This window comes from Pseudomonas siliginis, from assembly GCF_019145195.1.
Classification (GTDB): Bacteria; Pseudomonadota; Gammaproteobacteria; order Pseudomonadales; family Pseudomonadaceae; genus Aquipseudomonas; species Aquipseudomonas siliginis.
The window spans coordinates 665,286-688,931 of the sequence record NZ_JAHSTW010000002.1; the positions used below are offsets into that span (position 1 = coordinate 665,286).

Consider the following 23,646-nt stretch of genomic DNA (forward strand, 5'->3'; position numbering starts at 1 on the left):
AAAGATCAGGAGTGACCTGTGGAAAAGTTTAAAGGCGCCTTGCTGGTAGGCGCTCTGCGGCTGTTTGCCCTGCTGCCATGGCGAGCCGTGCAGGCCGTGGGTTCGGCGATCGGCTGGATCATGTGGAAAACCCCCAACCGTTCCCGCGACGTGGTGCGGATCAACCTGTCCAAGTGCTTTCCCCAGATGGATGCGGCCGAACGTGAGCGTCTGGTCGGGCAGAGTCTGAAGGACATCGGCAAGTCGCTGACCGAAAGCGCCTGCGCGTGGATCTGGCCGGCGCAGCGCTCGATCGATCTGGTCCGTGAAGTCGAAGGCCTTGATGTGTTGAAAGACGCGCTGGCCTCGGGCAAAGGCGTGGTCGGCATCACCAGCCACCTCGGCAACTGGGAAGTGCTCAACCACTTCTATTGCAGCCAGTGCAAACCGATCATTTTCTACCGTCCGCCGAAGCTCAAGGCAGTGGATGAGTTGCTGCGCAAACAGCGCGTGCAACTGGGCAACAAGGTCGCGGCGTCGACCAAGGAAGGCATTCTCAGCGTCATCAAGGAAGTGCGCAAGGGTGGTGCCGTGGGCATTCCCGCCGACCCGGAACCAGCCGAATCCGCCGGGATTTTCGTACCGTTTTTCGCCACCCAGGCACTGACCAGCAAATTTGTGCCGAACATGTTGGCCGGCGGCAAAGCGGTCGGTGTGTTCCTGCACGCCCTGCGCCTGCCTGACGGCTCGGGCTACAAAGTGATTCTCGAAGCCGCGCCAGAAGCGATGTACAGCACCGATACCGCAGAGTCCTGCGCAGCCATGAGCAAAGTGGTCGAGCGTTACGTCGCGGCGTATCCGAGCCAGTACATGTGGAGCATGAAACGCTTCAAGAAGCGTCCGCCGGGCGAGGCGCGCTGGTACTGAGCAACTTCGCTTGGGGGACGGTTAATGCAGACGGCCTCGCCTTGCGCTATCGGTAGCTCAAGGCGCCTGTCGCTCGAGCTTCTTCAGGAACACCGTCATCTCCTTTTCGGCCTGTTTGTCACCATGGGCGCGGGCCGCTTCGAGGCCTTGTTCCCAGGCCTGACGCGCAGCGGCGTGATCGCCCAGCGCCAGATGCGCCTTGCCCAGCAACTTCCACGCCGCCGAGTATTTCGGATCGAAAGCGACACAACGCTGAAAATGCTCGGCAGCCTTGGAGTTTTCACCCAAGTCCAGATAACCCTTGCCCAGACCGAAGCGCAGCAGAGCGTTATCCACACCCTTGGCGAGCATTTTTTCCAGGGATTCGAGCATTGGCGGATTCCTTTCTATTGTTCGTCAGAGAACCTGCAAGTCTGTCAGACCGCTTTCGCGAGCAGGCTCGCTCCCACCTTTGGAATGCATTCCACTGTGGGAGCGAGCCTGCTCGCGAAGGGGCCATCACGGGCAACGTTGTCTTCAGGTCAGAAGAAGCTCAACCCCACATGAAACAGCTTCTCCACATCGCGAATGTGCTTTTTGTCCACAAGGAACAGAATCACGTGGTCGCCCGCTTCGATCACCGTGTCGTCGTGGGCGATGATCACGTTCTCGTTGCGGATCACCGCGCCGATGGTGGTGCCTGGTGGCAGGCCGATCTTCTCGATCGGCTTGCCGATGACCTTGCTGGACTTCGCATCACCGTGGGCAATCGCCTCGATCGCTTCCGCCGCGCCGCGCCGTAGTGAGTGCACGCTGACGATATCGCCTCGGCGCACGTGGGCGAGCAGGGTGCCGATGGTCGCCAGTTGCGGGCTGATGGCGATATCGATGTCGCCGCCCTGGATCAGGTCGACGTAGGCCGGGTTGTTGATGATCGTCATGACCTTCTTCGCCCCCAGCCGTTTCGCCAGCAGCGACGACATGATGTTGGCTTCGTCATCGTTGGTCAGTGCGAGGAAGATATCGGCGTCGGCGATGTTCTCTTCCAGCAGCAGATCGCGGTCCGAGGCACTGCCCTGCAACACCACGGTGCTGTCGAGGGTATCGGAGAGGTAGCGGCAACGCGCCGGGCTCATCTCGATGATCTTCACCTGATAGCGGCTTTCGATGGCCTCGGCCAGGCGCTCGCCGATCTGTCCGCCACCGGCGATAACGATGCGTTTGTAGGTTTCGTCGAGGCGGCGCATTTCGCTCATCACCGCGCGAATGTCCTCGCGAGCGGCGATGAAAAAAACCTCGTCATCGGCCTCGATCACCGTGTCGCCCTGGGGCAGGATCGGCCGGTCACGGCGGAAGATCGCCGCGACGCGCGTTTCGACGTTCGGCATGTGCTCACGCAACTGGCGCAGTTGCTGGCCGACCAGCGGCCCGCCGTAATAGGCGCGCACCGCCACCAGTTGCGCCGCGCCTTCGGCGAAGTCGATCACCTGCAACGCGCCGGGGTGCTGGATCAGGCGCTTGATGTAATTGGTCACGACCTGCTCGGGGCTGATCAGCACGTCGACCGGAATCGCTTCGTTCTGGAACAACTGCTCCTCGCGATTGAGGTACGACGCTTCGCGCACGCGAGCGATCTTGGTCGGCGTGTGGAACAGCGTGTGGGCGACCTGGCAGGCAACCATGTTGGTTTCGTCGCTGTTAGTCACCGCTACCAGCATGTCGGCGTCGTCGGCACCGGCCTGACGCAGCACCGACGGCAGCGAGCCCCGGCCCTGCACGGTGCGGATGTCGAGGCGGTCGCCGAGGTCGCGCAGGCGCTCGCCATCGGTGTCGACCACAGTGATGTCGTTGGCCTCGCTGGCCAAATGTTCGGCCAGCGAACCGCCGACCTGTCCCGCACCGAGGATGATGATTTTCATCCAGTCACTCCATGAATCCGTTTAGCCGCGCGCGGCGGCGATCTTGATCAGCTTGGCGTAGTAGAACCCGTCATGCCCGCCCTGCTGGGCCAGCAACTGGCGACCATGGGGCTGCTTGATTCCGGCCGCTGTGGCCAGATCCAGTTCACGGGCACCGGGGGTGCGCTCGAGGAACGCGGCGATGACTTCGGTGTTCTCGGTCGGCAGCGTCGAGCACGTGGCGTAGAGCAGGATGCCGCCGACTTCGAGGGTTTTCCACATGGCGTCGAGCAGTTCGCCTTGCAGTTGCGCGAGCGCGACGATGTCGTCCGGCTGGCGGGTCAGCTTGATGTCCGGATGGCGACGAATTACCCCGGTGGCCGAGCATGGCGCATCGAGGAGGATGCGCTGGAACGGTTTGCCGTCCCACCATTTGTCGATATCGCGACCGTCGGCGGCGATCAGTTCAGCGTCGAGGCCGAGGCGCTCGAGGTTTTCCTTCACCCGCACCAGACGCTTGGCTTCCAGATCCACCGCCACCACCCCGGCCAGCGCCGGTTCGGCTTCAAGGATGTGGCAGGTCTTGCCGCCAGGGGCGCAGCAGGCGTCGAGCACCCGCTGCCCCGGGGCCAGATCAAGCAAGTCGGCGGCCAGTTGCGCGGCTTCGTCCTGCACGCTGATCCAGCCTTCGGCGAAACCCGGCAGGCTGCGCACGTCGGCAGCAGCTTCGAGGACGATGCCGTCGCGGCTGTAAACGCACGGTGTCGCGGCGATCCCGGCTTCGCCCAGCAACGCCAGATAAGCATCGCGGCTGTGATGACGGCGGTTGACCCGCAGGATCATCGGCGGATGCGCGTTGTTCGCTGCGCAGATGGCTTCCCAATGCTCGGGCCAGAAGGCCTTCAGGGATTTTTGCAGCCAGCGCGGGTGGGCCGTGCGCACCACCGGATCGCGTTCCAGCTCAGCGAAGATCGTCTCGCTTTCGCGCTGGGCATTGCGCAGCACGGCGTTGAGCAGACCTTTGGCCCAGGGCTTTTTCAGCTTGTCGGCACAACCGACGGTTTCGCCGATGGCGGCGTGCGCCGGCACGCGGGTGTAGAGCAATTGGTACAGACCAACCAGCAGCAACGCCTCGACATCAGCGTCGGCGGCTTTGAACGGTTTCTGCAGGAGTTTTTCCGCCAGTGCCGACAGGCGTGGCTGCCAGCGTGCGGTGCCGAAGGCCAGGTCCTGAGTGAAACCGCGATCGCGATCCTCGACCTTGTCCAGTTGCGTCGGCAGGGAGCTGTTCAGCGAGGCTTTGCCGCTGAGTACGGCAGCGAGGGCCTTGGCGGCGGCCAGACGCGGGTTCATTGCGCTTCCACCGCAGCGCCGAGCACGCTGCCGACGGCGAATTTCTCGCGGCGGCTGTTGAACAGGTCGCTGAAGTTCAGCGCCTTGCCGCCGGGCAATTGCAGGCGGGTCAGGCACAGTGCTTGGGCACCGCAGGCGACGATCAGGCCGTCCTTGCTGGCGCTGAGGATTTCACCCGGAGCGCCAGTGCCTTCGGCCACGGTCGCGGCCAGCACTTTCAACGCTTCGCCATTGAGCGTGCTGTGGGTGATCGGCCATGGATTGAAGGCGCGGACCAGACGTTCCAGCTCCACTGCCGGACGGCTCCAGTCGATGCGTGCTTCGTCTTTGTTCAGTTTGTGCGCGTAAGTGGCGAGCTCGTCGTTCTGCACCTCACCTTGCAGGGTGCCGGCAGCCAGACCGGCAATCGCCTGCACCACGGCGGGCGGCCCTATCTCGGCGAGGCGATCATGCAGGGTGCCGCCGGTATCTTCAGCGCTGATCGGCGTGACGACCTTGAGCAACATCGGCCCGGTATCCAGCCCGGCCTCCATGCGCATCACCGTTACACCGCTTTCGGCATCGCCGTGTTCGACCGCGCGCTGGATCGGCGCCGCACCGCGCCAGCGCGGCAGCAACGACGCATGGCTGTTGATGCAACCCAGACGCGGAATATCCAGCACCGCTTGCGGCAGGATCAAACCGTAGGCGACCACCACCATCAAGTCCGGCTTCAGCGCGGCCAGCTCCGCCTGGGCCTCGGCATTGCGCAACGTCGGCGGCTGCAACACCTGGATATTATTTTCCAGGGCGAGTTGTTTGACCGGGCTTGGCATCAGTTTTTGCCCACGGCCGGCCGGGCGATCCGGCTGGGTGTAGACCGCGACGATCCCGTATGGGCTGCTCAGCAGGGCCTTGAGGTGTTCGGCGGCGAATTCCGGGGTACCGGCAAAAACAATGCGCAGTGGCTCAGTCATGAAAGGCGTCTCATAAAAAGAAAAAGGCTTGCCGCAGCAAGCCTTTGAAGAGGGGCATCAAGCGTTCTGGCGGTGCAGCTTTTCCAGCTTCTTCTTGATCCGGTCGCGTTTGAGTGTGGACAGGTAATCGACGAACAATTTGCCGTTGAGGTGGTCGCATTCGTGCTGGATGCACACCGCGAGCAGGCCTTCGGCGATCAGCTCATAGGGCTTGCCGTCGCGGTCCAGCGCCTTGATTTTGACCTTCTGCGGGCGGTCGACGTTTTCGTAGAAGCCCGGTACCGAGAGGCAGCCTTCCTGGTACTGGTCCATCTCGTCGGTCAGCGATTCGAACTCGGGGTTGATGAACACCCGTGGCTCGGTGCGGTCTTCGGACAGGTCCATCACGACGATACGTTTGTGCACGTTGACCTGGGTCGCGGCGAGGCCGATGCCCGGCGCTTCATACATTGTTTCAAACATGTCGTCGACCAACTGACGCACTTCGTCGTCCACTACAGCCACTGGTTTGGCGATAGTGCGCAGACGCGGGTCCGGAAATTCGAGGATGTTTAAAATGGCCATAGGCTTCGATTGCTGCACACGTTGAGTAAAGTCGGGTCGATGGCCTGGCGGGTCCGAAGATGCAGGCTACCGTTGTGAAGCGTAGCTTCTGAAATACAGAAGCGAGCCACGGGGGCTCTGACGATTCACGCGAACGCACATGATAAAGGGATTCACTGCATGAGGAAAACACTACTCGCCCTGCTGCTTCTGGCTTCGGCCGGCGCCGCGCAAGGGCAAGTGCAACTCAAGGATGGTTTTCCACAGCAATACACGGTGGTTTCCGGGGACACGCTCTGGGACATTTCCGGCAAATACCTGCGCGAGCCCTGGCAGTGGCCACAACTGTGGCGGGCCAATCCGCAGATCGAAAACCCCAACCTGATCTATCCCGGCGACACGCTGACCCTCAGCTACGTCAACGGCCAACCGCAACTGACCGTCCATCGTGGCGAGTCGCGCGGCACCATCAAGCTCTCGCCACGGATTCGCACCAGCCCGGTGGCCGAGGCGATTCCAAGCATTCCGCTGAAATCGATCAACAGCTTTCTGCTGAGCAATCGCATCGTCGACAAGGCCGAAGACTTCGACAAGGCGCCGTACATCGTCGCCGGCGATGCCGAACGGGTGCTCAGCGGTACCGGTGACCGCATTTTCGCCCGTGGCCATTTCGATCCGGAGCAACCGGTGTACGGCATCTTCCGCCAAGGCAAGGTATACACCGACCCGCAGACCAAGGAGTTTCTCGGCATCAACGCCGACGATATCGGCGGCGGCGAGGTTGTTGCCACCGAAGGCGACGTCGCCACCCTCGCCCTGCAACGCACCACCCAGGAAGTACGCCTCGGTGACCGCTTGTTCGGCGGTGAAGAACGTTCGATCAATTCGACCTTCATGCCGAGCGCGCCGAAAAGCGACATCAACGGCGTGATCATCGATGTGCCACGCGGCGTCACGCAGATCGGCGTGATGGACGTGGTCACCCTGAACAAGGGCAAACGCGACGGTCTGGCCGAAGGCAATGTTCTGGCGGTGATGAAAACCGGCGAAACGGTGCGTGACCGGATCACTGGCCAGCCGCTGAAAATTCCCGATGAACGCGCCGGCCTGCTAATGGTGTTCCGCACCTACGACAAACTCAGTTACGGCCTGGTGCTCAACGCTTCACGCTCGCTGGCGGTGCTCGACAAGGTGCGAAATCCGTAAGCTTGCTTAACAAGTTACCAACAGAGTTATCCACAGCTTGTTCCGAATGGTTCGGAGCATCGAACGATCAAGGATGATCCATTCATGTTGTCTGTCAGTACGGCCATTTCCCCGGCGGAACTGGAGGCGCGTCTGCGTCTGCACCGCATGCCGGATATCGGCCCCAAGCGTTTTGCCAAACTGCTTGAGGCCTTCGGTTCCGCATCAAAAGCCATCAGTGCGCCGGCCAGTGCCTGGCGCTCGCTCGGGTTGCCGGCGGCCTGCGCCGAGGCACGGCGTTGTCCGACGGTGCGCGACGGCGCCAGCCACGCAATGCGCTGGCTAGAGCGTCCCGATCAACATTTGCTGATGTGGGACCAAGCGGATTACCCGGCGTTGCTGGCGCAAATTGCCGATCCGCCACCACTGTTATTTGTTGCCGGCGATCCGTCGATTCTGGAGAAGCCGCAGCTGGCGATGGTCGGCAGCCGCCGCGCTTCGCGTCCGGGGATGGACACGGCGGCGGCGTTTTCCCGCAGTCTGGCCGGGGCCGGTTTTGTCATCAACAGTGGTCTGGCGCTGGGTATCGATGCCGCTGCCCATCAGGCCGCACTGGACGTTGGTGGCTTGACCGTGGGTGTGCTCGGCACGGGGCTGGAAAATTTTTATCCACAACGCAATAAACGCCTGGCTGAGGCAATGATTGCCTCGGGCAGCGCGGTGCTTTCCGAGTTTCCGTTGGACGCCGGGCCGAGCCCGAGCAACTTCCCCCGGCGCAACCGCATCATCAGCGGGTTGTCCCTCGGCGTGCTGGTGGTCGAGGCCAGTGTTGCCAGCGGTTCGTTGATTACCGCGCGGCTGGCGGCAGAGCAAGGGCGCGAGGTTTATGCCATTCCAGGCTCTATCCATCACCCCGGCGCGCGCGGTTGTCACCAGTTGATTCGCGACGGGGCGGTGCTGGTGGAGACTATCGAACATATCCTCGAAGCCCTGCGCGGCTGGCAGCAGCCACTGTTATCCACGGCGGCGGCGCACGCCGATCACCCGTTGCTGGCGCTGCTGCACGCGGCGCCGCACACCAGCGAGGCCTTGGCCGCGAGCTGTGGCTGGGCGTTGCCGAAAGTGCTGGCAACGTTGACCGAGCTGGAAATCGAAGGCCGTGCGGTATGCGAAAACGGTCGCTGGCTGGCGCGGTCGAGCTAGGTTTTACGATGAAGATCGGTAAACTGCGCGAAACCTGTTTGTGGAGAGTTTTTTCATGGTCAACAGTTGGCGTGTGCAACAAGCCGCGCGTGAAGTTCGCGCCGGCGCGGTGATTGCCTATCCAACCGAAGCCGTCTGGGGGCTGGGTTGCGACCCGTGGAATGAAGACGCGGTGGACCGCTTGCTGGCGATCAAGAATCGCTCGGTGAGCAAAGGGCTGATCCTGGTCGCCGACAATATCCGCCAGTTCGATTTCCTCTTCGAGGACTTCCCGCAGGACTGGATCGACCGCATGGCCAGCACTTGGCCGGGGCCGAACACCTGGCTGGTGCCGCACCAGAACCTGTTGCCGGAATGGGTCACAGGCGTGCATGACACCGTGGCGCTGCGAGTCAGCGATCACCCGCAGGTGCGCGACTTGTGCTCGCTGGTCGGGCCATTGATTTCCACATCGGCCAACCCCCAGGGGCGACCGCCGGCGCGCACGCGTTTGCGCATCGAGCAGTATTTCCGTGGGCAGGTCGATCTGGTGCTCGGCGGGAGCCTTGGCGGGCGCAAGAATCCCAGCGTGATCCGCGACCTGGCCACCGGTAACGTCGTTCGTCCTGACTGACGCCATTCTTTTTATTTTTTGCGTACTCCTCGGCGCTATCGACGAGGAGTTTTGCGCATGGCTGCAGTTTATTCCCGCATTTGTTAAAACTTGGCCGTTGCCATTGTTCTTGCATGCGTCAGACGAATCTTTGAGTCTGAAATATCTGTAAGTTTTCCCACGTGATTATCAGAACGCGTGCAGTGGCGATATTTCCAAAAGCATCCATTCTTTCAATGTGCTTGAAGCAACTTCGAAATATTAATGGCTGCGGAGAAGTAATGGATATTACGGATTTACACCTCAAGGATTATCTGCAGGGCTTTCAGGAGACACTCAAGAATCAACAGGCCGACTATCGTGTAGCCATTCTTGAGGCAGGATCGGATGCCGGGGAATTTGAACGCTTCATCAATCGACAGTTTCGCCTGCGATTGCAGCATTACATGCTCACCTCCAGAGCCCGGGCGCTGGAAACCCGACTGGCGATCACCTCACGCAGCACGCACTTTCTGTTGTATCAGCGTGATCAGCTTATTGCGGTGCTGCGGGCAACTCCGGCGCCCTTCGAATGGGCTTCACTGGCGCAGCATCATGTGTCTCCCACTGTGGCATTGGCACGGCATGTCGAATTCAGTCGCTTGATTACCCATTCCCAGCAGCACCGGCCGGTGTCGATCAATGGCCTGCTCGCCACCGCTGCGGAATGGGCGATCGATCGCGGATATCAGGGGGTGACGGCCTTGTGCAGATCGCCACAGCGACAACTGTTTCAGCGTTTCGGCCTGACACCGATAGCTTCGCAGGCAATGCATATCGAGCAGCGCGCCCGAGGCGATTATTGGCTGTTGTCCGCCGAATGGCGGCAAATCCTGATGGCCCTGGATCAGCCTGTGAACATCAACGCACATCAGCCGGAGTATCGTGATGTCTATCACCGTCAGTATTGATCCTCCAGTGATTGAAGAGTGGGCTGAGAAATGGCTCGTATATGAATCGAAGAAGTTGCGCAGGAAGTTTGCCGGTCGTAGGCCTGCGGCGAAGAAACTTCACCGCAAGATGTACTTGATATAGCCGCAAGATACTCGGCGAACTCATGGAGGAGTTCGCCGAGTATCAACTTGAGGTGTTATGGCAGCAGAATTGTGGAACCGGTCGTGCGCCGTGCCGACAGTTCGGTTTGTGCTTTCGCCGCATCCGCCAGTGCATGGCGCTGGCTGATGTCGACCTTCAGCTTGCCGCTGATGATCATCTCGAACAGCTCGTCGGCCATGCGCTGAAGGTTCTCGGCGTTGTTGGCGTAGGTCGCGAGCGTAGGCCGGGTGACGTACAACGAGCCCTTCGCGGCAAGAATGCCTAGGTTGACGCCGTCGACTGCGCCCGAAGCATTGCCGAAACTCACTACAAGGCCACGTGGTGCCACGCTGTCCAGCGACGTGAGCCAAGTGTCCTTGCCGACGCCGTCATACACCACCGGGACTTTCTTGCCGTCAGTCAGCGCCAGCACGCGCTCGGCAACGTTTTCATGGCTGTAGTCGATGGTGGCCCAGGCGCCGTTGGCCTTGGCCAGTTCGGCTTTCTCCTTCGAGCTGACGGTGCCGATCAGCTTCACGCCCAGCGCTTTGGCCCATTGGCAGGCCAGCGAGCCGACTCCACCGGCTGCGGCGTGGAACAGAATGGTTTCGCCGCCCTGCAGTTGGTAGGTCTGGCGCAGCAGGTATTGCACGGTCAGACCCTTGAGCATGACCCCGGCGGCAGTTTCTAAACTGATTTCATCGGGCAGGTGCACCAGATTGTCCTGCGGCAGCACATGCAGCTGGCTGTAGGCGCCGAGTGGGCCGCTGCCGTATGCCACGCGATCGCCGACCTTGAACCGGGTGACTTCGCTACCCACCGCCTCGACGATGCCGGCGCCTTCTGAGCCCAGGCCGGACGGCAACGCGGGCGGTGCATAGAGGCCGCTGCGGTAATAGGTGTCGATGAAGTTCAGGCCGATCGCCTGATTGGCCACGCGCACCTGATTCGGCCCGGGTGCAGCGGGTTCGTAGTCAACATATTCGAGCACTTCGGGACCGCCGTGGGCGCGGAACTGGATACGCTTTGCCATCTGCCTGCTCTCCTTGGGTCGTTGCTAAGCCCTCTATCCAACTCCCCTGCTTGATCTTCGTCAACTGCGGCGCGCCGGTCTGCGATGGTATGCTACGCGCCCATTTGCGCCGCCCGCCTGCCGGGGCGCCGCCCGATTCAAGGTGAAGCCATGACGACCCGCACCGACGCCGTAAAGGCCTATCTGCTCGATCTGCAAGACCGCATCTGCGCTGCACTGGAAACCGAAGACGGCGGCAAATGCTTCGTCGAAGACGCCTGGACCCGGCCGGCGGGCGGTGGCGGGCGCACCCGCGTGCTGGAAAACGGCACGCTGATCGAAAAGGGCGGGGTCAACTTTTCCCAAGTGTTCGGCAGCGGCCTGCCGCCGTCGGCCAGTGCCCATCGGCCGGAACTGGCCGGGCGTGGTTTCGAGGCGCTCGGCGTGTCGCTGGTGATCCACCCGCACAACCCGCATGTGCCGACCTCCCACGCCAACGTGCGTTTTTTCATCGCTGAAAAAGAAGGCGAAGAACCGGTCTGGTGGTTCGGCGGCGGTTTCGACCTGACCCCGTATTACGGCGTTGAGGAAGATTGCATCCACTGGCACCGCGTCGCCGAGCAAGCCTGTGCGCCGTTCGGTGCGGACGTCTACCCGCGCTACAAGGCCTGGTGCGACACCTACTTCCACATCAAGCATCGCCATGAGCCACGTGGCATTGGCGGTCTGTTCTTCGACGATCTGAACGAGTGGGATTTCGACACCAGTTTCGCCTTCATGCGCGCCATCGGCGATGCCTACATCGAGGCCTACCTGCCGATCGTGCAGCGGCGCAAGAACGACGCCTTCACTGCTCAGCAGCGCGAATTCCAGGAATTCCGCCGAGGCCGCTACGTCGAATTCAACCTGGTTTACGACCGTGGCACGCTGTTCGGTCTGCAATCGGGTGGCCGTACCGAATCGATTCTGATGTCGCTGCCACCGCAAGTGCGCTGGGGCTATGACTGGAAGGCCGAGCCGGGCAGCGCAGAAGCGCGTCTGACCGAGTATTTCCTGCAGGATCGTGACTGGCTGGCCGAGGCCTGAGGACTTGTGATGGATCGTTACGTTGTTTTCGGTAACCCGATCGGCCACAGCAAATCGCCGATGATTCACCAGTTGTTCGCCGAACAGACCGGCCAGCGTCTTGATTACAGCACGCTGCTGGCGCCGCTGGATGATTTTGCCGGCTGCGCCAAGGCGTTCTTTCGCGAAGGGCGCGGCGCCAATGTGACGGTGCCGTTCAAGGAAGACGCTTACCGTCTGGCCAACAGCCTGACCGCCCGCGCGCAGCGGGCCGGTGCGGTGAACACCTTGAGCAAACTGGACGATGGTTCACTGCTCGGCGACAACACCGATGGCGCCGGCCTGGTGCGTGATTTGACGGTGAATGCCGGGTTCAGCCTGACCGGTAAGCGCATCCTTTTGCTCGGCGCCGGCGGCGCGGTGCGCGGTGCGCTGGAGCCGTTGCTGGCAGAGAAACCGGCCTCGGTGATCATCGCCAATCGCACGGTGGACAAGGCTGAGCTGCTGGCCGAATTGTTCGGCGATCTGGGGCCGGTGTCGGCCAGTGGTTTCGACTGGCTGCGCGAGCCGGTGGACGTGATTATCAACGCCACCTCCGCCAGCCTGACCGGTGACGTGCCGCCGATTGCGCCAAGCCTGATCGAGCCAGGCCAGACGCTGTGCTACGACATGATGTACGGCAAGGAACCGACCGCGTTCTGCCGCTGGGCCACTGAGCACGGCGCGGCGCTGGCGATGGATGGTCTGGGCATGCTCGCCGAACAGGCGGCCGAGGCGTTCTGGCTGTGGCGTGGCGTGCGCCCGGATACCGCGCCGGTACTCGCCGAGCTGCGCCGCCAACTGGCCCTTTAAGCTTTGCTCCCACATTGAAATACGATCAATGTGGGAGCGAGCCTGCTCGCGAATAGCATCTCCACCGCGATATCAGATCAATCCTCAAACCTGATCGGGCACTTCTCAGCTCCTTCCAGCTTCCTCAACTCCTCCACCACTGGCGGCCGCGCCCGGCGCAAGGTCAGGCTGCGACCCTGGCCCAGCAGCCGTCGCGCTTCCTGATGCAGCATCTCTACCCCTGAATAATCGATGAAGTTGATCTGCTGTGCCTCGATCACCACCCGCGCGCCATGCAGGCGTTGCAGGCGCACTTGCAGGTAATGGCTGGCGCCGAAAAAGATCGAACCACCCACGCGCAACACATCGTCGTCACCGTCGCGCCAATGCTGCACCCGTGGTTGCGAGGTGCGCTTGAGGTAGAAAAACAATGACGCCAGCACCCCGGCGTAGATCGCCGTCTGCAATTCCAGCAGCAAGGTCGCAAGACAGGTCAGGGCCATCACCACGAACTCGGCGCGGCTGACCCGCAGCAAGGCGCGAATGCCTCGGTGATCGACCAGACCCCAGGCAATCAACAGGATGCTGCCGGCCATGGCCGGGATCGGAATGTGCGCGATCAGCCCCGCGCCGAACACCGCGAACAGCGCCACCCAGATCGCCGAGAACACTCCGGCCAGTGGCGAGCAGGCACCCGCCTCGTAACTCAGACCTGAGCGGGTAAAGGATCCGGCGGACAGCGACCCGGAAAAGAACGCACCGACAATGTTCGACAGACCCTGTGCGCGGACTTCCTGATTGGCGTCGAGCAACTGTTGCGAGCGCGCCGATATCGAACGGGCGATCGACAGACTGGTGACCAGCCCGAGCATGCCCACCGCCACGGCGCTTGGCAGCAGGCGCAGGATCACCTCCAGATCCAGCGGCAAGGCGCTCAGCGGCGGCAGGCGTCCGACGAAAGCGCTGACCAGATGCACATGACCAAACATCGCCGGCCAGACCCACACCAGCAGGCTGGCCAGCACCAGTGTGAGCAACAGCGTCGGCCAGCGCGGCAAAAGTTTTTTCAGGGCCACGCCGACGATCACTGTAGCAACGCCGAGCATCAGCGAGGGCTTATCCACAGCCCCCAGATGTCGCAGCAGATCCATCAGGCTGGCGAGCGCGGTGGTGTTGGCCGGCAATTCCAGCCCGAGCAGATTGGGCAATTGCCCGATGGCGATCACCACGGCGGCGCCGAGGGTGAAGCCGAGCACCACCGAGTGCGAAACGAAATTCACCAGTGCGCCAAAACGCAGCAAGCCGAGCAACCACTGGAAAATCCCGGCAAGGAACGTCAGCAGCAGGATCAGAGTGATGTAGTCCTCGGACGCCGGCACCGCGAGCGGGCTGACGCTGGCGTACAGCACGATCGAAATCGCCGCCGTCGGGCCGCAGATCAGATGCCATGACGACCCCCACAGGCAGGCGATCAACACCGGGATAATCGCCGCATACAGGCCGTATTCCGGTGGCAGCCCGGCAATCAGCGCGTAGGCAATCGACTGGGGTAAGGCGAGAATCGCACCGCTGAGGCCGACGATCAGGTCCCGCCCGACGCTGGCGCGGGTTTGCCGTGGCAACCAGCTCAGGAAAGGAAACAGTGAATGGCGGCTGGGTAAGGCCATGGGTCCTCGCGGTTGGGTTTTTCAGGCAAGCCTATCAGGACACAGCAATCATTGTGGCGAGGGGATTTATCCCCGATGGGCCGCGAAGCGGCCCCAAACCCAGAGTTCTCGGTGAGTCAGGTATATCGAGTTCATGGATCTTGCGACTGCTTCGCGGCCGATCGGAGCTACATCCCCTCGCCACAGGTAAGTGGTCGACAGTCAGATAGCCTTACAGTTTGGCCTTCACCGCCACCAACGCATCCTTGCCATCCACGGTCTTCACGCCATCCAGCCACTTGTCCAGCACCGCCGGATTCGTTTTGATCCACGCCTTCGCCGCTTCGGCATTGCTGATCTTCTTGTTCACTACCTCAGCCATGATGCTGTTCTCCATGTCCTGGGTGAACGCCAGATTGGTCAGCAACTTGCCCACATTCGGGCAGGCCTCGGCGTAGCCCTTGCGGGTCAGGGTGAAGACGTTGCCAGTGTCGCCGAAGTATTTTTCGCCGCCCTTGAGGTAACGCATTTTCAGCTGCACGTTCATCGGGTGCGGGGTCCAGCCGAGGAAGGTGACGAATTTCTGTTTCTTCACCGCCCGCGACACTTCGGCGAGCATCGCCTGCTCGCTGGACTCGATCAGCTTCCACTGCCCCATGTTGAAGTCATTCTTCTTGATGATCTCCTGCAACGAAATGTTCGCCGGCGCGCCTGATCCGATGCCGTAGATCTTCTTGTCGAACTTGTCGGCGAATTTGTTCAGGTCGGCAAAATCATGCACACCCGCCTCCCAGACATAGTCGGGGACGGCGAGAGTGAATTCGGTGCCTTCGAGGTTTTTCGCCAATTGCGTCACATCACCGGTGGCGACGAACTTGTCATAGAAGCCCTGCTGCGCCGGCATCCAGTTGCCGAGGAACACGTCCACCTGGCCATCCTTCAAGCCGCCAAAGGTGATCGGCACCGCGAGGGTGTCGACTTTGGCCTTGTAGCCCATGCCGTCGAGCAGAAATCCGGTGATGGCATTGGTCGCGGCGATGTCGCTCCAGCCCGGATCAGCCATTTTCACGGTTTCGCAACTTTGCTCGGCGAAGGCCTGGGCGCTGCTCAATGCGATCAGGCCAACGGTGACAGCTGTGGATAACTTGCGCATGGACTTCCCCTTAACGTTATTGGTTTTGGCAGGGTTGTGGATAACGGGCCTTGCGCTCCAGATCATCAAGGTCGATGTGGTTGCGCATGTACTGCTGACTGGCATCGACCAGCGGCTGGTGATCCCAGCTCTTCAGCTTGCCGATGGTTAACGCATCGGCGACGAAACGGCGTCGGCGCTGGCTGGCCAGTACGTCCCGATGGATCGCCGGAATGTCCCACTTGGCCCGCGCTTCAGCGAGAAAGTCTTCGAACAGCTGACGATGTTGCGGCGATTGGCTCAGTTCCTCCTCTTCGCGCGGATCGTTATCCACATCGAAGAGTAGGCACGGGTCGCTTTCGCTGTAGATAAATTTGTAGGCGCCCCGGCGAATCATCATCAGCGGGCTGATAGTGCCTTCGGCCATGTATTCGCCGAACACCTCGTCATGCCCGCCCTGCCCTTGCAGGTGCGGCAGCAAGGAACGGCCGTCCAGTGGCAGGCCCGGCTCAAGCGTCCCACCGGCCAGATCCACGAACGTCGGCAGCAAGTCGGCGGTGGATACGGCGGCGCTGACCCGCCCGGCCTCGAATTGTCCCGGTGCGCTGATCAGCAGCGGCACCCGCGCGGCCATCTCGAACCAGTGCATTTTGTACCAGAGGCCCTTCTCGCCGAGCATGTCGCCATGGTCACCGGAGAAGACGATGACGGTGTCGTCGATCAGCCCGGTTTCTTCAAGGGTTTGCAGCAGTTTGCCGACATTGGCGTCGATATAGCTGCAAGCACCGAAGTAGGCGCGACGGGCATCGCGGATCTTATCCACAGGCAGCGGCTTGTCCCACAGGTCGTAGACCTTGAGCAGACGTTGGGAGTGCGGATCGAGTTCATCCTGGTTCAAGGTTGTAGGCAACGGAATATCAGCATCGTCATACAGATCCCAGAAAGCCTTGGGAATCGTGTACGGATCGTGCGGGTGGGTCATCGACACAGTCAGGCAGAATGGCTGGTCGCCGTCCTCGCGGATGTGATCGAACAGATACTGCTGCGCCTTGAACACCACCTCTTCGTCGAAATCCAGCTGATTGGTGCGCACGCACGGCCCGGCTTGCAGCACCGAAGACATGTTGTGATACCAGCTCGGCCGCACGTCCGGCTCGTCCCAGTTCACCGCCCAACCGTAATCGGCCGGGTAGATATCGCTGGTCAGGCGTTCTTCATAACCGTGCAACTGGTCCGGCCCGCAGAAATGCATCTTGCCCGACAGCGCGGTGCGGTAGCCGAGACGCCGCAGGTAATGCGCGTAAGTCGGAATGTCGGCAGGAAAGTCAGCCGCGTTGTCGTAGGCGCCGATCTTGCTCGGCAACTGGCCACTGACCAGGGTGAAGCGCGACGGCGCGCACAGCGGGCTGTTGCAGTAAGCAGCATCGAACACCACGCCTTGGGCGGCGAGGCGGGACAGATTCGGCAGTTTGATGGGCGATGGGCCGTAGAACGGCAACATTGGCGCGGCCATTTGATCGGCCATGATGAAAAGAATGTTCTTGCGCTTCATGTGATCGCGGCATTCCATGTTGGATATTTATGCGAGAGTGCTGCGATCGAGCATGGATTCCATGCTTGTTCCGGTAAAGCCCGCGCCGGACAATGACTAGGATAAGTACAGCTTATGTATGACGCCCTCGGTGACCTTTCCCTCGATCTGCTGCGCGCTTTTGAAGCGGCGGCCCGCCATCGCAGTTTTACCGCTGCTGCGGTGGAGCTTGGCACCACGCAGCCGGCGATCAGCCAGCAAATGAAACGTCTGGAAGAGCAGCTCGGTACGCGCCTGTTCGACCGGATTTACCGGGGTATCGAGTTGACAGAGGTTGGCGCCCTGCTGTTCGAGCAAGTTACCCTCGGTTTGCAGAATATCGACGCAGGATTGAGCGCAATCAGCACTCAGCAGCAACATGAAGTGCTGCAAGTGGCCACGGATTTCGCTTTCGCCGCCTATTGGCTGATGCCGCGCCTGCATCGCTTCCATGAGGCCAATCCGCACATCGATGTCAGCCTGGTCACCAGCGAGCGCAACCACAACATGCTGCGCACCGACATCGACGTGGCGATCCTGTTTGGCGATGGTCGATTCAAGCAGGGTGAGAGCCACTGGCTGTTTAGCGAAGAAGTGTTCCCGGTGTGCAGCCCGCTGCTGCTCAAGGAGCGTTCATTGCCGTTGCCCGCGCAGGCCCTGCTGGAATTTCCGCTGTTGCATCTGCGTGGGGAAAACAGCAGCAACTGGTTCGACTGGAGTGGCTTGTTTCGTCAATTGGGCCTGACTACGCCGCCAGCCCCGGGGCAATTGCGCTTCGACAATTACACCTTGCTGATTCAAGCGGCGATTGGCGGACAAGGCGTGGCGATTGGTTGGCGGCACCTTGTGGATAACTTGCTGGTGCAGGGTTTGCTGTGCCGGCCGCTGGCGCAAACCACGCTGTCGCGGCTGGGGTATTACGTGGTTTTGCCGCAACGCAAACGTCGGGGTGCGTTGATTCAGGAGTTTGTTGATTGGTTAATGGCGGAACAGGCCAGCAGTGCCGAATCGCTTAACGGTCTGGCCCTGCCCTCGATTGCGGTGTGAAGAGCAAAAGATCGGACGATCTTTTACGAATCAGAAGCCGCCACAAAATTCACATGCTGCCCCACATGCAGATTCAACCGCAGCTCATCGGCGATGCCCACCGCGACACGGTTCAGGCGCTCCAGCGGTTCGGCCAGTCCAGGTTCGAGATTGCCGCCGACCTGACTGAAGTGCTCGATGGTCAACCCGGCCACGCCATGCGGCGCATTGACCAGGGTCCAGCGCAGTGAGCTGCTTTGTACCGCCTCGAGGATTTCTTCGGCAGCGTGACGTTGCAGACGCTCGTCATTTTCCGGCTCGTCGAGCACACCGAAGTTGCCGACCAAAAACAGGCGCGGCACGCTGGCCAGTTGCAAACCTTCGACCAAGGCGTCGACTGCCAGCACTTGTTCCACCGGCCCCAGCGTCACCGAGCGCTCAACGTGGTCGCTGCTGAACGGCAACCCCGGCGCGTCCAGCAGGCAGATCACCGCCGAGCTGCCGGCGACGCTTTGATTGACCCGCTCGGCATCGAACAGATCGCCGGTCTTGGTGCGCAACCCCGGACGCGGCGCGAGTGCGGTGAGATCGTCGAGGATGGCAATGACTTCGTGTTGGCGACGCAGCAATTCAGCCATCAATGCACCGCCCAGGCTGGCCATGGCACCATAAAGCACCACTTTGACCACTGGGGTCTCGGCATTTTTCATGGCTGTTTTCCTTATAGTTGTCCTATATGACCTGTGACGGTGGAAACAGCCAAGGGTTCGAACCGATTGAGAGGCGACACGATGCAAGGGATCAAGGGCTATCACGCCCATGTCTATTTCGACGCGCAAACCATCGACCAGGCGCGGGCCTTGTGCGAACAGGCCGCGCAGTTGTTTGCGCTGAAAATGGGTCGCGTGCACGAACGCCCGGTGGGGCCGCACCCCGACTGGAGCTGCCAACTGGCTTTCGGTCCCGAGCTGATCGGCGAGGTGCTGCCGTGGCTGGCGCTTAACCGCAATGGGTTGGTGGTGTTCTTGCATCCGGACACGGGCGATGACTTGCTCGACCACACCGAACACGCGATCTGGATGGGCGCGGTGCGGCCCTTGGACCTGTCGATTTTTTAACCAGATGCTGACGCTGAACTGATAACGGATATGTCCAGACTGCCAGCCAGCGCTGACTGTCCGTTTATCCGCATCGCTACCAACCCCGTATTCATTGGCTGTCGCTGCATCCGACCGCCGGTTGACCATTCATTCATCGCTTTCGCTCGCGAAAGGTAGCTGAAAGCTTCCCCGATTAGGATCGCCCCACTCCCGGCAACAGACCGGTTGGCCCAAGCCCTGTGTTTTTTCCACAGGCCCGGCCCAATTAACAACAACAATGGTGATTCTGATGTCTTCTGCAACCCGCCGTTTCTCCCGCTTCCTGCTGGTCACTCCGCCCGTACGCCTCGCGCCTCCCGTTCTGCGCTGATCCCGCCCGATCCGCTCATTCAACTAGCCGCGCTACGCCTGGAGTATTCCCATGCTGACTTTCCTTGGCTTCGCCATGGTCATCACGTTCATGTTCCTGATCATGACCAAGCGCCTGTCCGCGCTGATCGCCCTGATCATCATCCCGATCCTGTTCGCCCTGTTCGGTGGTTTCGCGCCGAAAATCGGCCCGATGATGCTTGAAGGCATCACCAAACTGGCGCCGACCGGCGTGATGTTGATGTTCGCCATTCTGTATTTCGCCCTGATGATCGACTCCGGCCTGTTCGACCCGGCCGTGCGCAAGATCCTCAAACTGGTCAAGGGCGACCCGCTGAAAGTTTCGGTCGGTACCGCCGTTCTGGCGCTCGTCGTTTCCCTCGATGGTGACGGCGCGACCACTTACATGATCTGCGTGGCTGCGATGCTGCCGCTGTACAGCCGCATCGGCATGAGCCCGCGAATCATGGCCGGTCTGATCATCCTCGCCGGTGGCGTGATGAACATGACCCCGTGGGGCGGCCCGACCGCCCGCGCGGCGAGTGCCCTGCATGTGGATCCTTCGGACATTTTCGTACCGATGATCCCGGCCATGGCCGCCGGTGTCTTGGCGATCCTGGTGATTGCCTACTTCTATGGCAAGCGTGAACGCGCCCGCCTCGGTGAACTGCACTTGGTCGGCGACGAGATCGATCACAGCGAAATCAGCGTCTCGCAATTCCCCGACGCACGCCGTCCGAAGCTGATCTGGTTCAACGCCGCACTGACTTTCGGCCTGATGTGCACGCTGATCGGCGGTCTGTTGCCGCTGCCGGTGCTGTTCATGGTGGCGTTCAGTATTGCGATGATCGTCAACTACCCATGCCTGCAAATGCAGAAGGATCGCGTCGCCGCGCATTCCGGCAGCGTGCTGGCAGTGGTCGGGCTGATCTTTGCGGCTGGTATCTTCACCGGTATCCTGTCGGGCACCGGCATGGTCGATGCGATGTCGAAGAGCCTGTTGGCGGTGATTCCGGATTTCCTCGGCCCGTACCTGGCGGTGATCACGGCACTGGTGAGCATGCCGTTCACCTTCTTCATGTCCAACGATGCGTTCTATTACGGTGTATTGCCGGTGCTGACCGAAGCGGCCAGCCACTATGGGATCACTGCGGTGGAAATGGCCCGTGCCTCGATCGTCGGCCAGCCCGTCCACTTGCTGAGTCCGTTGGTGCCGTCGACCTATCTGTTGGTGGCGCTGGCCGGCATCGATTTCGGTGATCACCAGCGTTTCACCCTGAAATGGGCGATCCTGGTGTGCATCTGCATTCTGATTGCTGCACTGCTGTTGGGGACTTTCCCGATGTTCAGCACTCTATAAGCCCAAGACTCACCGTTACGGGTCCCGGCTTCGCGGTTTGAAGCCCGGACCTTTTTCGGTTCAACAATTGCTCAAAGGAATACACATGGATTGGCTGACCAACCCCGAAATCTGGGTTGCCTTTTTTACCCTGACCGCCCTGGAAATCGTCCTCGGTATCGATAACATCATCATGATTTCGATCCTGGTCAGCCGCATGCCGAAACACATGCAGCAGCGCACGCGGATCTTCGGTCTTGGCCTGGCCATGGTCACCCGGATCCTGTTGCTGCTGTCGATTACCTGGGTCATGCGCCTCACTGCCGACCTGTTCGAAGTGTTCGGCCAGGGCATTTCCGGCCGCGACCTGATCCTGTTCTTCGGTGGCCTGTTCCTGCTGTGGAAAAGCTCGCAGGAGATGTACCACGCGCTGGAAGGCGAAGACGAAAGCGACGACGCGCCGTCGGGCAAGGGCGGCAACTTCCTCTACACCATCATCCAGATCGCGATCATCGATATCGTCTTCTCGCTGGACTCGGTGATCACTGCGGTCGGCATGGTCTCCCACGTTCCGGTCATGGTCGCGGCGATCGTCGTGGCAGTGCTGGTGATGATGCTGGCGGCGGGCAAGATCAGCGAATTCATCGACAAGCACCCGTCGCTGAAAATGCTCGCCCTGTCCTTCCTGCTGGTGGTCGGTACCGTGCTGATTGCCGAATCGTTCGACGTGCACGTGCCAAAAGGCTACGTCTACTTCGCCATGGCGTTTTCGCTGGCGGTGGAAGCGATCAACATCAAATTGCGCGGCGCGATGGCCCGGAAAAAGAAACAGCAGGATCCGGTGAAACTGCGCAAGGATGTCCCGGGCCAGTAACCCGGTAGTCCCGGCAGCACGCTACACCCCTGTGGGAGCGAGCCTGCTCGCGAAGACGGAGTGCCAGTCGACAACAATGTTGGCTGGCCCACCGCTTTCGCGAGCAGGCTCGCTCCCACAGTTGTTTTGGGGAAACGTGTCGGATTCGGTGAATGGATGCATTTGTTTTGATGACACTTTTGTTTCAATCCACGCTTTAGCTGTGCAATGCTGGCGCCGAGACCGTTCGCCAACTACAGCTTAAGTATCAAGAACGTAGAAACCGCGCGGTGCCGTTCACTTGCCCCTCTGGGGCGCTGCTACTACAGGGGGTCTGCATGCTCACCCTGCTCAATCTGCTGTCCGCCGTCGCCCTGTTGATCTGGGGCACGCACATCGTCCGAACCGGCATCCTGCGGGTTTATGGCACCAATCTGCGACATGTCATCGGCCAGAACATGTCGAAGAAATGGCTGGCGTTCATCGCCGGCATTCTCGTCACCGCCATGGTGCAGAGCAGCAACGCTACGGCGATGCTGGTCACTTCGTTTGTCGGTCAGGGCCTGATGGCGCTGACCCCGGCGCTGGCGACCATGCTTGGCGCAGACGTCGGTACCGCGTTGATGGCGCGGGTGCTGACCCTCGATCTGTCGTGGCTGTCGCCGCTGCTGATTTTCCTCGGGGTGATTTTCTTTCTGTCGCGCAAACAGACGCGGCTCGGGCAGATGGGCCGGGTGTCGATCGGGCTGGGGCTGATCATTCTCGCCCTGCAATTGATCGTCGAGGCCGCTGCGCCGATCACCCATGCGCAGGGGGTGAAGGTGATTTTTGCCTCGCTGACCGGCGACATCCTTCTAGACGCCCTGGTCGGCGCACTGTTTGCGATGATTTCCTACTCCAGCCTCGCCGCCGTGCTGCTCACCGCCACGCTGGCCGGGGCTGCGGTGATCAGCTTGCCGGTGGCGATCGGTCTGGTGATCGGCGCCAACATCGGCAGCGGCATTCTTGCCTTCATGAGCACCAGCATGCAGAACGCCGCCGGCCGCCAGGTTGCGCTGGGCAGTCTGTTGTACAAACTGATCGGCCTGCTGCTGATCATCCCGGTGCTCGACCCGCTGGTGCACTGGATCGACAGCCTCGATTTCAGCCCGCAGGAAATGGTCATCGGCTTCCACCTGCTCTACAACACCGCGCGCTGCCTGATCCTGCTGCCGAGCGCCGGGCCGATGGCGCGGCTTTGTGCGTGGCTGCTGCCGGAGCGGCCGGAGGTCAACGGCACCGCCAAACCGCGTCATCTCGACCCGACCGCACTGGTCACGCCGAGCCTGGCGCTGGCCAATGCCGCGCGGGAAACCCTGCGCATGGGCGATTTGCTCGACAACATGCTCGACGCCTCCCTCGACGTGCTGCGCGGCAAGCAGACCGCCGTCACCCAAGAGATGCGCCGCCTGACCGACGACGTCGAGGCGCTGTACAGCGCGATCAAGTTGTATTTGGCGCAGATGCCCCGCGAGGATCTCGGCGAGCACGACAGTCGGCGCTGGGCCGAGATCATCGAGCTGGCGATCAACCTGAAACTCGCCGCTGACCTGATCGAGCGCATGCTGCGCAAGATCCAGCAGCAGAAGACTTCGCAACGCCGTTCGTTTTCCGAAGAGGGCCTGGAAGATCTTGCCGGGCTGCAACAGCAACTGATCGCCAACCTGCGCCTGGGCCTGTCGGTGTTTCTCAGCGGCGACCGCGAGAGCGCCCGGCAGTTGCTGCGCGAGAAACGCCGCTTTCGTGCGCAGGAACGGCGTCTGGCCCATGCGCATGTCAGCCGTTTGCAGCGCAAAATCGTGCAGAGCCTGGAGACCAGCTCGCTGCATCTGGAATTGATCGCTGACATGAAACGGCTCAATTCGCTGTTCTGCAGCAGCGCCTATGTGGTGCTGGAAACGGCGGACACCGGCGCGCTGGCGGTGGATGACATGGCCGACATTACGCATTCGCCTTGAACGTCTGGGGCTGGGGC

Annotated in this window: 22 protein-coding genes; 12 read left to right on the forward strand and 10 right to left on the reverse strand. The window is 61.1% G+C overall.

Translation table 11 applies throughout. The features are described from left to right. The first annotated feature begins 18 nt into the window (after positions 1-18). Positions 19-906: a lysophospholipid acyltransferase gene (locus KVG87_RS06870; RefSeq protein WP_039757181.1), complete on the forward strand. Its 888-nt coding sequence runs from the start codon at positions 19-21 to the stop codon at positions 904-906. Positions 907-963: 57 nt separating this feature from the next. Here the strand turns inward: KVG87_RS06870 and KVG87_RS06875 are convergent, their stop codons facing one another. The 5 genes from KVG87_RS06875 to def all read right to left on the reverse strand — a co-directional run bounded on the left by KVG87_RS06875 (position 964) and on the right by def (position 5,656). Continuing rightward, complete coding sequence (locus KVG87_RS06875; RefSeq protein ID WP_217849863.1) at positions 964-1,278, reverse strand: tetratricopeptide repeat protein; 315 nt, start codon at positions 1,276-1,278, stop codon at positions 964-966. A gap of 149 nt (positions 1,279-1,427) precedes the next feature. Continuing rightward, positions 1,428-2,804: a Trk system potassium transporter TrkA gene (gene trkA / locus KVG87_RS06880; protein WP_041476512.1), complete on the reverse strand. Its 1,377-nt coding sequence runs from the start codon at positions 2,802-2,804 to the stop codon at positions 1,428-1,430. A 21-nt stretch (positions 2,805-2,825) separates the two neighbouring features. After that, entirely contained in the window at positions 2,826-4,136 is a 1,311-nt protein-coding gene (gene rsmB / locus KVG87_RS06885) for a 16S rRNA (cytosine(967)-C(5))-methyltransferase RsmB (protein ID WP_217849864.1), read from the reverse strand. Continuing rightward, a complete protein-coding gene (gene fmt / locus KVG87_RS06890; protein ID WP_217849865.1) occupies positions 4,133-5,092 on the reverse strand; it encodes a methionyl-tRNA formyltransferase in 960 nt (319 codons plus the stop codon). Before fmt ends, rsmB begins: the two co-directional genes overlap by 4 nt. 57 nt (positions 5,093-5,149) lie before the next feature. Then, positions 5,150-5,656 carry a peptide deformylase gene (def, locus tag KVG87_RS06895; protein ID WP_095182315.1) on the reverse strand — a complete coding sequence of 169 codons (507 nt, stop codon included), beginning with the start codon at positions 5,654-5,656 and terminating at the stop codon, positions 5,150-5,152. Positions 5,657-5,815: 159 nt separating this feature from the next. Here def and KVG87_RS06900 point away from each other — a divergent pair, with 159 nt between their 5' ends. From KVG87_RS06900 to KVG87_RS06915, 4 genes are all read left to right on the forward strand, one after another. Beyond that, positions 5,816-6,841: a LysM peptidoglycan-binding domain-containing protein gene (locus tag KVG87_RS06900; protein ID WP_217849867.1), complete on the forward strand. Its 1,026-nt coding sequence runs from the start codon at positions 5,816-5,818 to the stop codon at positions 6,839-6,841. A gap of 84 nt (positions 6,842-6,925) precedes the next feature. Beyond that, positions 6,926-8,023: a DNA-processing protein DprA gene (dprA, locus tag KVG87_RS06905; protein ID WP_217849868.1), complete on the forward strand. Its 1,098-nt coding sequence runs from the start codon at positions 6,926-6,928 to the stop codon at positions 8,021-8,023. A 55-nt stretch (positions 8,024-8,078) separates the two neighbouring features. Beyond that, on the forward strand, positions 8,079-8,636 hold the full coding sequence (gene tsaC / locus KVG87_RS06910) for an L-threonylcarbamoyladenylate synthase type 1 TsaC (RefSeq protein ID WP_039757175.1): 558 nt from the start codon (positions 8,079-8,081) through the stop codon (positions 8,634-8,636). Between the two features lie 161 nt (positions 8,637-8,797). After that, the gene (locus tag KVG87_RS06915; protein ID WP_367616673.1) at positions 8,798-9,565 is read left to right on the forward strand and encodes a hypothetical protein; all 768 of its coding nucleotides are present in this window, start codon (positions 8,798-8,800) and stop codon (positions 9,563-9,565) included. 179 nt (positions 9,566-9,744) lie between these two features. On the opposite strand, the gene KVG87_RS06920 is transcribed toward KVG87_RS06915, so the two are convergent. Continuing rightward, positions 9,745-10,722, reverse strand: coding sequence for a quinone oxidoreductase family protein (locus KVG87_RS06920; protein ID WP_217849869.1), 978 nt, complete (start codon positions 10,720-10,722; stop codon positions 9,745-9,747). 150 nt (positions 10,723-10,872) lie between these two features. Here KVG87_RS06920 and hemF point away from each other — a divergent pair, with 150 nt between their 5' ends. After that, on the forward strand, positions 10,873-11,787 hold the full coding sequence (gene hemF, locus KVG87_RS06925; protein ID WP_217849870.1) for an oxygen-dependent coproporphyrinogen oxidase: 915 nt from the start codon (positions 10,873-10,875) through the stop codon (positions 11,785-11,787). A gap of 9 nt (positions 11,788-11,796) precedes the next feature. Then, entirely contained in the window at positions 11,797-12,618 is an 822-nt protein-coding gene (aroE, locus tag KVG87_RS06930) for a shikimate dehydrogenase (RefSeq protein WP_217849871.1), read from the forward strand. 77 nt (positions 12,619-12,695) lie between these two features. Here the strand turns inward: aroE and KVG87_RS06935 are convergent, their stop codons facing one another. The 3 genes from KVG87_RS06935 to betC all read right to left on the reverse strand — a co-directional run bounded on the left by KVG87_RS06935 (position 12,696) and on the right by betC (position 16,927). After that, positions 12,696-14,264 carry a SulP family inorganic anion transporter gene (locus KVG87_RS06935; protein WP_217849872.1) on the reverse strand — a complete coding sequence of 523 codons (1,569 nt, stop codon included), beginning with the start codon at positions 14,262-14,264 and terminating at the stop codon, positions 12,696-12,698. 211 nt (positions 14,265-14,475) lie between these two features. Next, positions 14,476-15,396 carry a choline ABC transporter substrate-binding protein gene (gene choX / locus KVG87_RS06940; protein WP_217849873.1) on the reverse strand — a complete coding sequence of 307 codons (921 nt, stop codon included), beginning with the start codon at positions 15,394-15,396 and terminating at the stop codon, positions 14,476-14,478. Positions 15,397-15,412: 16 nt separating this feature from the next. Further along, positions 15,413-16,927, reverse strand: coding sequence for a choline-sulfatase (gene betC / locus KVG87_RS06945; RefSeq protein ID WP_217849875.1), 1,515 nt, complete (start codon positions 16,925-16,927; stop codon positions 15,413-15,415). A 114-nt stretch (positions 16,928-17,041) separates the two neighbouring features. On the opposite strand from betC, the gene KVG87_RS06950 reads away from it, so the two are divergent. Further along, positions 17,042-17,992 (forward strand): choline sulfate utilization transcriptional regulator, encoded by a 951-nt coding sequence (locus tag KVG87_RS06950; RefSeq protein ID WP_122603554.1) that lies wholly within the window; start codon positions 17,042-17,044, stop codon positions 17,990-17,992. Between the two features lie 23 nt (positions 17,993-18,015). Here KVG87_RS06950 and KVG87_RS06955 read toward each other — a convergent pair whose 3' ends face one another. Continuing rightward, positions 18,016-18,681, reverse strand: coding sequence for an NAD(P)-dependent oxidoreductase (locus KVG87_RS06955; protein ID WP_016772367.1), 666 nt, complete (start codon positions 18,679-18,681; stop codon positions 18,016-18,018). Positions 18,682-18,762: 81 nt separating this feature from the next. Between KVG87_RS06955 and KVG87_RS06960 the strand changes: the two genes are divergently transcribed. The 4 genes from KVG87_RS06960 (at position 18,763) to KVG87_RS06975 (ending at position 23,629) form a co-directional block, all read left to right on the forward strand. Beyond that, entirely contained in the window at positions 18,763-19,089 is a 327-nt protein-coding gene (locus KVG87_RS06960; protein ID WP_217849877.1) for a DOPA 4,5-dioxygenase family protein, read from the forward strand. Between the two features lie 403 nt (positions 19,090-19,492). Beyond that, the gene (locus KVG87_RS06965) at positions 19,493-20,800 is read left to right on the forward strand and encodes a CitMHS family transporter (RefSeq protein WP_016772365.1); all 1,308 of its coding nucleotides are present in this window, start codon (positions 19,493-19,495) and stop codon (positions 20,798-20,800) included. Positions 20,801-20,885: 85 nt separating this feature from the next. Continuing rightward, positions 20,886-21,653 carry a TerC family protein gene (locus tag KVG87_RS06970; protein ID WP_217849879.1) on the forward strand — a complete coding sequence of 256 codons (768 nt, stop codon included), beginning with the start codon at positions 20,886-20,888 and terminating at the stop codon, positions 21,651-21,653. A gap of 317 nt (positions 21,654-21,970) precedes the next feature. Then, positions 21,971-23,629: a Na/Pi cotransporter family protein gene (locus KVG87_RS06975; RefSeq protein WP_217849880.1), complete on the forward strand. Its 1,659-nt coding sequence runs from the start codon at positions 21,971-21,973 to the stop codon at positions 23,627-23,629. Positions 23,630-23,646 lie beyond the last annotated feature (17 nt).